The organism is Nonomuraea mesophila (assembly GCF_004352805.1).
GTDB lineage: Bacteria > Actinomycetota > Actinomycetes > Streptosporangiales > Streptosporangiaceae > Nonomuraea > Nonomuraea longispora.
On record NZ_SMLD01000011.1, the window covers coordinates 43,932 to 55,944 of the forward strand.

At 71.3% G+C, this 12,013-nt stretch carries 10 protein-coding genes; 4 read left to right on the forward strand and 6 right to left on the reverse strand.

Features of this window, described 5'->3' with window-relative positions:
- The first annotated feature begins 19 nt into the window (after window positions 1-19).
- A complete protein-coding gene (locus E1295_RS52165) occupies window positions 20-2,371 on the forward strand; it encodes a GH1 family beta-glucosidase (RefSeq protein ID WP_132628775.1) in 2,352 nt (783 codons plus the stop codon).
- An 89-nt stretch (window positions 2,372-2,460) separates the two neighbouring features.
- A complete protein-coding gene (locus E1295_RS06605) occupies window positions 2,461-3,633 on the forward strand; it encodes a hypothetical protein (protein ID WP_132628776.1) in 1,173 nt (390 codons plus the stop codon).
- Window positions 3,634-3,703: 70 nt separating this feature from the next.
- Here the strand turns inward: E1295_RS06605 and E1295_RS06610 are convergent, their stop codons facing one another.
- From E1295_RS06610 to E1295_RS51755, 5 genes are all read right to left on the reverse strand, one after another.
- Window positions 3,704-5,107 (reverse strand): glycoside hydrolase family 16 protein, encoded by a 1,404-nt coding sequence (locus E1295_RS06610; protein ID WP_132628835.1) that lies wholly within the window; start codon window positions 5,105-5,107, stop codon window positions 3,704-3,706.
- Window positions 5,108-5,255: 148 nt separating this feature from the next.
- Window positions 5,256-6,092 (reverse strand): vWA domain-containing protein, encoded by an 837-nt coding sequence (locus E1295_RS06615; protein WP_132628777.1) that lies wholly within the window; start codon window positions 6,090-6,092, stop codon window positions 5,256-5,258.
- Window positions 6,089-7,255, reverse strand: coding sequence for a hypothetical protein (locus E1295_RS06620; RefSeq protein WP_132628778.1), 1,167 nt, complete (start codon window positions 7,253-7,255; stop codon window positions 6,089-6,091). The genes E1295_RS06615 and E1295_RS06620 overlap by 4 nt, the downstream gene beginning before the upstream one ends.
- Before the next feature lie 220 nt (window positions 7,256-7,475).
- Entirely contained in the window at window positions 7,476-8,198 is a 723-nt protein-coding gene (locus E1295_RS51750) for a DUF5941 domain-containing protein (protein WP_132628779.1), read from the reverse strand.
- Entirely contained in the window at window positions 8,195-9,763 is a 1,569-nt protein-coding gene (locus E1295_RS51755; RefSeq protein ID WP_132628780.1) for a CDP-alcohol phosphatidyltransferase family protein, read from the reverse strand. The genes E1295_RS51750 and E1295_RS51755 overlap by 4 nt, the downstream gene beginning before the upstream one ends.
- 150 nt (window positions 9,764-9,913) lie before the next feature.
- Between E1295_RS51755 and recO the strand changes: the two genes are divergently transcribed.
- The gene (recO, locus tag E1295_RS06635) at window positions 9,914-10,648 is read left to right on the forward strand and encodes a DNA repair protein RecO (RefSeq protein ID WP_132628781.1); all 735 of its coding nucleotides are present in this window, start codon (window positions 9,914-9,916) and stop codon (window positions 10,646-10,648) included.
- Window positions 10,645-11,418: an isoprenyl transferase gene (locus E1295_RS06640; RefSeq protein WP_132628782.1), complete on the forward strand. Its 774-nt coding sequence runs from the start codon at window positions 10,645-10,647 to the stop codon at window positions 11,416-11,418. The genes recO and E1295_RS06640 overlap by 4 nt, the downstream gene beginning before the upstream one ends.
- A gap of 4 nt (window positions 11,419-11,422) precedes the next feature.
- On the opposite strand, the gene E1295_RS06645 is transcribed toward E1295_RS06640, so the two are convergent.
- Window positions 11,423-11,971, reverse strand: a complete 549-nt coding sequence (locus tag E1295_RS06645; RefSeq protein WP_166427106.1) for a CGNR zinc finger domain-containing protein — start codon at window positions 11,969-11,971, stop codon at window positions 11,423-11,425.
- Window positions 11,972-12,013 lie beyond the last annotated feature (42 nt).

The window sequence follows — 12,013 nt, forward strand, 5'->3', positions numbered from 1 at the left end:
CCGGAGGGTTTTCACCACGATGAGCGCAGCGAGTTTCCCCGAGAGTTTCGTCTGGGGGGTGTCGACTTCCGCTTTCCAGATCGAGGGGGCCACGACCGCCGGCGGCCGCGGACCGTCCATCTGGGACGGCTTCTCCGCCGACCGCGCCGAGGCCTGCGACCATTATCACCGCCATACCGAGGACGTGCGGTTGATGAAAGACCTCGGAATAGCCGCCTACCGGTTCTCGGTGAGCTGGGCCAGAGTAATTCCCGACGGCTGCGGAAAGGTGAACGCGGCGGGGCTCGACTTCTACGACCGGCTGGTCGACGAGTTGATCGCCGCCGGCATCACGCCCTATGCCACCCTTTACCACTGGGACCTGCCGCAGGCGCTGGAAGACCGGGGCGGCTGGCCGGTCCGCGACACGGCACACCATTTCGCGGATTACGCCGCAATCGTGCATGAACGGCTCGGTGACCGGGTCGGCACGTGGTTCACGGTGAACGAACCGTGGGTGGCGGCCTTTCTCGGCTACGGCTCGGGCATTCACGCGCCCGGCAGGACGTCCACGGCCGACGCCTTCAGGAGCGCGCACCACATGCTGCTCGCCCACGGGCTGGGCGTCCAGGCGCTGCGCGCCGCCGGGGCCTCCGAGGTGGGCGCCGCGCTCAACATCTCGCCCGTGCTCACGCCCGCCCAGGTGAGCGACTTCGACAGGGAGCTGACCGAGGAGGACGCCGAGGCCGTGGCCAGGATCGACGCCCTGGTGAACCGGCAGTTCCTCGACCCGATGTTGCGCGGCGCCTACCCCACCGACCTGGTCCCGCTCATCGAGCGGCACGCGGGGCTCGGCCACGTCCACGACGGCGACCTCGACGTCATCGCCGCGCCCACCGACCTGCTCGGCGTCAATTACTATTCGCCGCTGGTGGTGCAGGCGCAGCCCAGCGAACCCGCCGACCCGGCTTTCCCGGGAAGCGAGGGCGTGCTTTTCTGCACGGTGCCCACGGCGGTCACCGCCATGGGCTGGCCCATCGTGCCCGCCTGCCTCTCCCAGCTGCTCGGGCGCCTTTCCCGGGAATATCCGCAGACCGAGCTGATGATCACCGAGAACGGCGCCGACTTCGTCGACGTGGCTACCGGCGACAGCATTCACGACCTCGAGAGAATCAGTTTCATCGAGGAACACCTGCGCGCCCTGAGAACCGCGATCGACGACGGCGCCAACGTCCGCGGATATCTCGTCTGGACGCTGCTCGACAACCTCGAATGGTCCGACGGCTACCAGCGCAAGTTCGGCCTCGTGCACGTGGACTTCGCCACCCAGCGACGCCGGCCGAAGGACAGCGCCCGGTGGTACCGCGACGTCATCGCGCGCAACGGCCTGCCGGAAACCCGCGCCAGGCGGCCCACCCTGGAGACCGTGGCCGCCCGCGCCCACGTCTCCAGGGCCACCGTCTCTCGCGTCGTCAACGGCGAGACCTCCGTCAGCCCCGAGGTCCGCGCGACGGTGATGCGGGCCGTCAGAGAACTCGGCTACGTGCCCAACGCGGCCGCCCGCAGCCTCGTCACCCGGCGCACCAACACCGTCGCCCTCGTCCTGTCGGTGCCCCGGCAGGGCGGCGATCTGCTGACCGCGGCCGTCGTCCAGTACGTCACCAGCGTGCTGGAGGGCGCGGGCAGGCAGATCACGCTCATGCTGGCCGACACCGCCGAGAGCCACCGCCGCATCGCCTCCCACGTCGAGGCGCGCCTGACGGACGGCGTCGTGCTCCTGCCTCCCGACCGGGGCGACACCCTGGCCGAGCGGCTCTCGCGCACCGGCGTGCCGCTCGTGCTGCTCGGCAAACCCGCGGTCGCCTCGCTGGTGCCGTACGTGGACGTCGACAACGCCGGGGGAGCGGCGGCCGCCACCGAGCACCTCGTCGCGCGCGGGCGCCGCCACATCGGCATGGTCTGCGGCCCCATGGACCTCATCTCCATCCAGGACCGCCTGGCCGGCCACCGCGCGGCCCTGCACCGCGCCGGCATGAGACCGATCCTGACCCCGGCCGACGACTACACCCGCGCGTCCGGCGTGGAGGCCGCGCGCCGGCTCATCCACGACAACCCGTCGCTCGACGCGATCTTCGCGGCCGGCGACCAGCTCGCCATCGGGGCGTTGCGGGCCGCGCATGAGGCCGGGCGGCGGGTGCCGGACGACCTGGCGATCGTGGGCTTCGACGACATCGACGCCGCCTCCGCCACCACCCCGCCGCTCACGACCGTGCGCGTGCCCGTCGCCGACCAGGCGCTGGCGCTCGCCCGGCTGCTGATGTCGCGCCTGGACGGCGGCCACGCCACCTCCGTCGTGCTGCCGGCCCGGCTCGTGGTCAGGGACTCCACCTGACGGCCGCCCGCGTTTCCCGTACGCACTCCTGCCGTCGATCCGCGACCCGGCGACTTAGCATCGAGGGCAGGACCCCGCAGGGAGGCCAGATGCGCTTCGTCCGCCGCAAGGAAGCATCCGCCGAGTCCGAGGGCGAGGTCACCCGGGTCGCGCGCGCGGCCGCGTACGACGGCGACCTCTACCGCCTGCCCGAGTGGGCGGGGCGCCGCGGCGAGGAGCGCGCGCTGGGCCGCGCCCACGCCGAAGGCGGCCGGCTCGACACGCTCACGCTCCAGACCGGCAGCGTGCCCCGCTTCCACGAGCTGGAGGACGAACGCCTGGAAGAGCGGGCCAGGATCGACGAGTGCACGGAGCGGGAGATCCAGCGCGCCCGCGCCGAGCTCGAAGCACAGAAGATCCGCCTGGCCGAGTCGCAGCGCGCGTTCGGGGAGGCGCGCAAGGCCCTCGACGACAGCAGGCAGCGCGTCACCGAGCTCGAACAACCCAGCAGGCGCCCCGGCGACGGCCGCCCCAGCTCGATCGCCGTCTCCGGCAGCCGCTGGCCGGTCGTCCGCCGCTGGCTGCCCGGGGCGCTCCTCCTGCTGCTCCTGCTGATCGTCGAGGTGCCCATCCTCTACCAGGTGATCCTCAGCTGGGGCGACAGCGTCGCGATGACCGCGCTCCTCGCCGCGGGCGCCGCCCTCATCATGCTGGTGGCGCCGCACATGTACGGCCGCACGTTCCGCTCCTGGCAGGAGCACGGCAGCTCACCCCAGGGACGCTGGCTGCTGATCGGCGTGGCGATGGTCTGGCTCGGCCTCATCGTCGCCGTGGCCGTGCTGCGCCGGGACGCCCTGGTCAGACCCCTGGTCGTGGACGGGCAGGAGATCGGGCCCACCTCCGAGGGCGTCGGCGGGCTGCCCACCATGGTCCTGCTGCTGGCGCTGCTCGTGGCCACCGCGCTCATCGCCGCCGACCTGGGCCGCCGCATGCACAACCCGAACGACCGCCGCCTCAGGGAGCTGCGGGCCAAACGTGACGCCGAGGCCCGCGTCTTCGCCGAGGCCCAGGCGGCCTACCAGCACGACGCCGGTTACGCGGAGAGCATCGCCCACTACGTCGAGGCGTCGGAGCGCCGCCGGGCGAGCCGGCTGCGGCAACTGGACAGCGGCTTCGACAGCCTGGCCACGGCCTACCTCGGGGGAGTGGTGGAGGGCCTGAAGGACCCCGAGGCCGCGAGCTGGGCCGAACGCATCGTCCTGCGCCGCCGCACCCGCTCCTGACCGCGCGGGCCCGTACGCACGGGGTTCACACGCGCGTACGGGCCCGCCGGCGCCAGGCCGGGACGGGCGGTCAGGAGGTGGAGAAGGTGAACCAGTTGACGTTGACGAAGTCGGCCGGCTGGCCGCTGCTGAAGGTCAGGTAGACCGTGTGCGTTCCCGTCACGCCGGAGATGTTGGCCGGGATGGTGCGCCAGCTCTGCCATCCGCCGGTGTTCCCGACGGCGAAGTCGCCGATGGGGGCGGCGGTGGGGCTGTCGAGCCGCACCTGCACCAGCCCGCTGACCCCGGCACCCGCCCCGGAGGCGACCCTGGCCTTGAACTGGCGGGCGGCCTGCGAGCCGAACCTGACGCCGTCGAAGCGCAGCCAGTCGCCGTTGGAGATGCCGCCGACGTTCTGGCCGCCGCCCGAGTCGGTGGTGGACTCGACCATGGTGCCCGACTGGGCCGTGTAGCGCTCGGCCTGGATGGTGGAGCGGGCGTCGACGCTGCCGGGCGGGTCGGTCGGGTCGGGGTCGGGGTTGCCGCCGTCCGTGCCGCTCTGCCAGACCGCGACGTAGTCCACCAGCATCGGCCTGCCGGGCACGGTGTCCCCGGTCGGGGTGCCGAAGCCTGCCACGCCGTTGGGGAAGGCGCCGCCCATCGCCACGTTGAGCAGCAGGAAGTAGCCGGCGTGGCCGGTCATGTTGTTCCAGGTGGTGGCGTCGAACCGGTTCTGGCTGAGGCTGTGGTACAGCTGGCCGTCGACGTACCAGCGCAGCTGGTTGGGGCTCGTGCTGCGGTCCCACTCGAAGCGGTAGGTGTGGAAGGCCGACTGGCAGGAGGCACCGGGGCAGGCGCGGCTGGCGCCGAGGCCGTTGTTCTCCTCGCAGGGCCCGCCCGGGGCGACGCCGCAGTGGAGCACGGCCCACACGGAGTTGAGCCCGTTGACGTTCTCCATGATGTCGAACTCGCCGATTCCCGGCCAGTTCCAGTAGTTCCCCCGGTACGGCGATCCGAGCGCCCAGAACGCCGGCCAGTAGCCGAGCGCGGCGTTGCCGGTCACGTTCGGCATCTGGATGCGGCCCTCGATGCGCAGGACGCGCCCGTCGGCGGGCTTGAAGTCCGAGCGCCTGGTCTCGATGCGGGCCGAGGTCCACTCGCCCGAGCCGCTGCGCTGCGGGGTGATGCGCAGGTTGCCCGAGCCGTCGAGGCTGAGGTTGGAGGTGCTGGAGGTGTAGTTCTGGATCTCGCCCGTGCCCCAGTTGGCCGGTCCTCCGGGGTAGGCGTGCCCCGTGTCGATGATCCAGTTGTTCGATGAGGGCAGGGTGTTCGCCGGGCCTTCGAAGTCATCGGCCCAGACCAGGGACCAGCCCGACGGCGGGGGCGGCACGGAGGCCGAGGCGCCGGCGGTCATCTGCACGAGCAGGCCGGTGAGTGCAATGAGCACCACGGCCACGGGTGCCAGGCGGCGCCGGCGCCTGTTCGCTGTTGTCATCATCGCTCCATGGGGGGTGTGGATGCGAGAGAGCGCTCTCTCAACGATGTGAACACAGGGCTTACCCGGTGTCAACAATCCGCACAGCGCCCGCGTGAGCGAGTGCGCATGACAGATCAGAGAGCGCTCTCGGCGGGGCGGCCGCGCGTCACAGCAGGTCCACGGTGGCCACGCCGGTCGCTTCGAACGCCTCCTGCCAGAACGCCTCCAGCTGCGGGAACCGGTCGGGGCTCGACGTCTTCTTCCGCAGGAATCCGTGCACGACCACCGCGTACCCGTTCATGCCGGGCAGCAGGCGCGCGTCCCGCAACTCCTTGATCTTCTGCCGGCGGGCGTCCTCGCCGAGGTCCAGCCGGTTGACGTTCAGCTCGCCCCGGTTGTTGATCAGGTCGCTGAACACGATGAGCCGGTGCTCCTTGTCCGGCTGCCGCTGCGCGGCGAGCTGCTTGGCGACGTAGCGCAGCGCGCCCAGCACGTCCGACCCCTCGCCCTCCGTCGGGCAGTCGAACAACTCGACCGCCCTCGGCACCACCTGCGTGATCCGGTGCTTCCTGACCCGCTCCTCGACCACGGGGTTGTCGTTGGGGTTCTCCGCCCGGGTCGCCGCGACGGGCACCGGGTCCCGGCGGCAGGCGCTGCTCTCCGAACTGCCCGTGACCGCCGCGAACCCGATCCAGTCGCACCCCTCCGCGAAGGCCGGCAGCTTGGAGGTGACGTCGTTCCTGGAGGTGGCCGGATCGGCGTAGCTGGTCGAGTCGACGACCACGCCACAAAGCCCTCTGGCCTCCGTCCCGCACGCCGTCACGCCGGCCGCGACCACCGGCAGCACCACTAACGCCGCGACCGCGCGACGCGCCGTACGGGCCCGTCCCGGGGCCCCGCGCCGCGCCCGGGCCCCGCCACTGTCCTGCGCCACCCGCCGTCCTCCTGATCGCCTGAGGGACGCCGTCAGCCGTCGTCCCGCCCGCGCGGCCTTCCTTCTCATACGCCGTCCTCCTGATCGCGAGGGGACGTGGGGGCGCCGTGCTGCCCACGCGATGGCCCAACGCCGTCCGCGAGGTCCGCCCCGGCTTTCCCGCCGGGATGGTCCACCGTGTCGGTTTTCCCGTCTGGATCGTCCGGCGCGTCGGCTTTGCCGTCTGGGTCGCCCGCCGCGTCGGCTGTCTCGTCTGGATCGTGGGCCGTGTCGGTTTCGCCGTCTGGGTCGCCCGCCGCGTCGGCTTCTCCGCCCGGGCCGTCCGTCGCGCCGATTCTGCTGTCCGGGTCGTCCTTCATGCCGGCTGTCCCGTCCGGGTTCTCCTCCGAGCCGGTGTCGTCGGCGGCGGGCGGCCCGCCCGGTGACAACTGGGTGCGGGAGTGGCCGGGTAATTCCCTGGGCAGCACCTCGGCGTGCCACACCTCGATGCGGTCCTCCACCTCGCGCAGGATCCGCCCGATCTCCCGCCGGCCCGAGACCGCCATGGGGTTGCCCGCCGTGGCGTCCATGGCGATGATCTCGCCCTTCCACAACGACGGGATCTCCTCCTTGCGCGGATGGGCCCGCAGCACGCCGCTCTTGTACGCGGCGATGAGCTGCTCGGCCCTGGCCTGTACCGCCTCCACCTCGTGGTCGCGCCGCATCAGCGCGCTCTCCCACTCCTGCGTGAGGTGTTCGATGCGGGCTCTGGCCCGCTGCACGCCGGCGTTCGCCTCCTCGACCAGGGCCCGCCGCCGCGCCTCCGCCCGCAGCGCCCTGGCCTCGGCGATCGAGATGAACGGATCCCGCTGCGTGGACCGCGCCGCCTCAGCCGCCGCCCCGGCCCCGGCGCCCGGCCGGGCCTCGGCGGTGTCCGGGTGCGGCTCGGCGGTGTGGCCGTTCAGGAACGGCTGGGGCAGGGTGTCGCTCCTGCCCAGCTCCCGCAGGATGATCTCCCGCTCGCCGAGCGCGCGTTCCGTCAGCGCCGTACGGGTGGCCGCCAACTGCCGGTCGACCTCGGTGATCTGCTCACGGGCCCGGGCCCGGATCTCCGTCACATACGCGGGCTGGAACTCCGGATCGGTGAACTCGCCCAACGGATGCCGCCGGGCGTCCCGCATCCCCTGCCGGCGTGCCTCTTCACGCTCGGCCAGCGGATCGCCCCGCCTGAACAGCCGTGACAAGAACGCCATCCGCGTCTCTCCTGGCTCCGGCCGGACCGGAACCCGGCCCGAGTGTCCCTGGCCCCCAGACTAAGCGGTCGCTACCGCGCGATGGGGGCATGCCGAGCCCTGTGACGCCGCGTGGGCGAACGCACTCAGCTCAGCGGTGACGGACCGGGCCGCGGCACCGCACGGACGCGCGGTGCCGCAGTGGTGACGACGCGGTCGTACGTGTACGACCGCACATTCGTCAGCCTTTGGCCTCGCCGTTGGCCTGGGCCTGCTCCATCGCCTCTTCCGGGGAGGCCTCGAGGTCCTGCTCGGCGTCGGCGCTCGACTGCGCGGAGGCCTTGTCGAGGCGGACCCAGCTCGTCACGCTCTCCACCGCGAACAACACGAACAGGTAGGCCGTCAGCACCGCCAGCACCGGGGTCAGCGCTCCCAGCGCCGCTCCTGCGCCGATGATGAGCAGCCGAAGCTCCCATCCGAGCCCGGCGTGGAACACCCAGGCGGGCGGCCAGATGCTCTGCCGGGTGCGGTAGACGGTGTCGTAGGTGTGGTAGCCCACGACGTACACCAGCACGAACAGCAGCCACCTCGGCGCGTCGGCCACGAGACCGACGGCGATCATGGTGAGGAACTCGGTGCCGCGCAGCAGCGGCGGGGTGAGCCAGTCGAAGCGGCCCAGGTGGTTGCGCGGCGCGGTGGGCAGCACCAGCACCACCATGATCGCCACGGGCAGGAGCAGGATCGGGCCCGGCTCCAGCACGCCGGCGACGATGAGGCCGATGATCGCCAGCAGGGCGACGAGCGTGGCGGGCACGGGCGGCAGGCCCTTGCCGAGCTTGCCGGCCAGCGCGTGGGCGAGTGGTCCGTCGTCGCGGTAGGCGAGCAGGCGGGCGGTCTGGATGCGGCGGCGTTCCTCGTCGGGATCCGGCGTGGGGGTGGCCATGGCCTGCGGTTGGGTGATCATACGAGCGACCTCATGAGGCGTCCGGTGAGGGTGTAGATGGCGGCGACGGAGCCCCAGATCACCAGGGTGAGGAAGGTGATCCGGGCGTCGAAGAGGGCGGCGGTGATCGCGATGGCCGCGAACCGCTCGCCGATGGGGAACACGATCATCTTGCGCGCCCAGTGGACGGAGCGGTGCTTGCCCGCCTTGCTCCACATCTTGAGCACGCCCCGCACACCCTGGTTGCGCTCGACCTTGCGCCGCGTCAGCGCCTCGCGCAGGTCACGGTCGTCGGGCACGTCGAGCGCCAGGGTGGGCAGCTTGGCCGGGGGCTTGCGGCGGTTGGAGATGCCGAAGGAGAAGTCGAGCAGGTGGCGCACCGACTGCAGGCCGATCGCGGCCAGCGCCAGGATCCAGATGTCCTCGCTGTTGCCGGAGACGACCCAGCCGATGGCCAGGCCGGCGAAGACCACGTATTCCTTGAACCGGTCGAACGTGGCGTCCAGCCACGCCCCCAGCACGCCGAACTTGCGGGCGTAGCGGGCCACCTGGCCGTCGACGCAGTCGAAGACGAACGCGAAGTAGATCAGGATGCCGCCCGCCACCATCCCCGGGCGATCGCCCGTCGCGAAGCAGGCGGCCGCGGCCACGCCGAGCGCGATCGAGATCAGCGTGACCTGGTTGGGCGTCCACCCACGCCTGGCCGCCCAGCGGGCGATGAAGCGGGAGTAGGTGGAGACGAAATAGGTGGTGAAGAAGCCGTCGGCGCCCTTGACCGCGTTGTTGAGCCTGGAGCGGTCTTCGTTCATGCCCATCATCTCGGCGCCCGCTTCGTTCACCTCCTCCTGGGTGGTGACCCGGCGGTAGAACAGGTCGCGGCGGCCGCGGATGCCGACCGACACGCCGTTGCGCACGAGGCCGAACACGACGAGCTGCACCAGGTCGTCGTCATCGCCGAAGCGGTGGGCGATCTCGGCCAGCTCGCGGCAGGTCTGCGCCAGCACGGGGGCGTTGCGCGCGCTCACGTGCAGCGGGCCGAGCAGCGCCGCGTTGGGTCTGGTGACGGCGTGGTAGGCGGTGCCCACCGAGACCACGCGCGAGGACTTGCCGATGCGGGCGCGGACGGGCAGGCCTTCGAGGCGCTCGTAGCCGATCTCGGGCTCCGCCTCGGAGATCGGGACGCGCCCCTCCTGGGCGGGCTCGTCGTCGCCGTCTTCCTGACCGTTGTCCTCCTGACCGGTGTCCTCCTGCGCCTCCTCGGAGATCCCGTAGCGGGGCTCCTTCGCCACGAGCGCCAGCGCACCGCGCTTGGACTTGGTGATCTGGTAGATCAGCTCGTCGTGGACGACGGAGTTGGTGGGGATGATGAAGAGGTTTTCCGTTGCTGATGCTGCGACATCTGCCAGGGCTCGCAGGGCGGCGGCCACATCGCCTGACTCGATGGTGGCGGGCCGCGGATCCATGGAGGTGACCTGGCTGCGTAGTCGATCGGCCACGGTGGGGTTGCCGGCTAGCGCGGCCAGCCTCAGGCCGGTCGGAGAGGTTTCGGGGCCGGGCGAGGCGCCCAGCAGGACCACGCGGGTCATGTCTCCCTTTCGAGGCGATTGCGGGGGGTTGAACAACGGGTGATGCGGGGACAGGCGTCAAAGTGTAGTGAGGGTTACGCAAAGTTGCGTCAACAGAGCATGCCCGTAACGTTCGCCCGTCGGTACCGAGAGTGGCCGTAAGATGTTCGAGTGAGTCTCTACCGTGACGAAGGCGTGGTCCTGCGTACACAGAAGCTCGGTGAGGCCGATCGCATCGTCACCGTCCTGGCCAAGCGCACCGGCAAGATCCGGGCGGTGGCCAAGGGAGTGCGCCGCACGACGTCCCGTTTCGGGGCGAGGCTTGAGCCGTTCACGCACGTCGACCTGCAGTTGCACACCGGGCGCACCCTCGACGTCGTCACCCAGGCGGAGACGCTGAGACCCTATGGGGAGGCGCTGGCCGCCGACTATCCCCGCTACACCGCGGGCACCGCGATGCTGGAGACCGCCGACCGGCTGACGCACGGGGAGAAGGAGCCGGCGCTGCGGCAGTTCCTGCTGCTGGTGGGCGGGCTGCGCACGCTCGCCGACCGGGATCACGAGGCCAGGCTGGTGCTGGACGCCTATTTTCTGCGCTCCCTGGCCGTGGCGGGCTACGCCCCCGCGCTCGACGCGTGCGCCAAGTGCCGGGCCCCGGCGATCAGGGCGTTCGCCATCGTCGCGGGCGGCGTGGTGTGCGGGGCGTGCAAACCGTCCGGGTCGGCCGTGCCCGCGGGAGGGACGATCGGGCTCATGGCCGCGCTGCTGCGGGGCGACTGGGCGGCGGCCGACGCCTCCGAGTCGCGCCATCGCAGCGAGTGCAGCGGTCTGGTCGCCGCCTATCTGCAGTGGCACCTCGAACACGGCATACGCTCTCTCCGACACGTCGAAAGGGAGCCCGCGTGAACGTCCGACCACCGTCCCCGCATCCGTCAGGCGCGACACCGCCGCCGATCCCGCGCGAGCTGGTGCCCCGGCACGTCGCCATCGTCATGGACGGAAACGGCCGCTGGGCCAAGGCGCGGGGGCTGCCGCGCACCGAGGGGCACAAAGCAGGCGAATCCTCGCTGTTCGACGTCATCGAGGGGGCACTGGAGCTGGGCATCCCCTATCTGAGCGCCTACGCGTTCTCGACGGAGAACTGGAAGCGCTCTCCCGACGAGGTGCGTTTCCTCATGGGCTTCAACCGCGACGTGATCCGGCGGCGCCGCGACGAGCTCAACGCCATGGGCGTGCGCGTGCGCTGGGCCGGCCGGCCCGGGCGGTTGTGGAAGAGCGTCATCTCCGAGTTGCAGACGGCCGAGGAGATGACCGTCGGCAACCGTACGCTGACGTTGCAGTTCTGCGTCAACTACGGCGGGCAGGCCGAGATCGTCGACGCGGCGGTGCGGATGGCCGAGGACATCGCGGCCGGGCGGGTCAGGCCGTCCAAGGTCAACGAGAAGGTGTTCGCCCGCTATCTCGACGAGCCGGAGATCCCCGAGGTCGACCTGTTCGTACGGTCGTCGGGAGAGCAGCGCTTCTCCAACTTCCTGCTGTGGCAGTCGGCCTACGCCGAGATGGTGTTCCTCGACCGGCTCTGGCCCGACTTCGACCGCAGGGACCTGTGGGAGGCGTGCGAGATCTACGCCAAGCGCGACCGCCGCTACGGCGGGGCCATCCCCAACCAGGTCTAGCGGCTCAGGCCCGGCGGCGGGCACGGTAGGCGGCGACGTGCATGCGGTTGCCGCACGTGCGGCTGTCGCAGTAGACGCGCGAGCGGTTGCGCGACTCGTCGACGAATACCCGTTCGCAGTCGGGCGCCGCGCACGTGCGCAGGCGCTCGGCCTCGCCCTCGACCAGCAGGTGGGCCAGCGCCACCCCGCAGTCGGCCGCGACGTGCTCCGCCAGCGTCGCGTCGGCGGCGAAATAGTGCACGTGCAGCGGGTGCCCGTCGTGCTCGGTGAGCCTGGGCGTGATGCGCGTCTCCGACAGCAGCGCGTTGAGGAGGCGGACGGCGCTCGGCTGGTCGGCGGCGGTGAAGACCCGGTGGAACGCCTCCCGCACCATCCGCAGCTGCCCGAGGTCGCGCGCCGTGAGCCGGCCCACGCCGCTGATCTCGCGGGACTCGACGAACGCCTGCAGTTCGGCCAGACCGGCCAGACCCTCGTCGCCACCGGTGGAGGGCGAGGTGTTGACCAGCTCGACAACGGTGGCCAGCGAATGCACCATGTCATGGCCAAACGGCATGTTGACTCCTGTATGCGCCGGGTTCTAGCGTTGTCGCAGCGT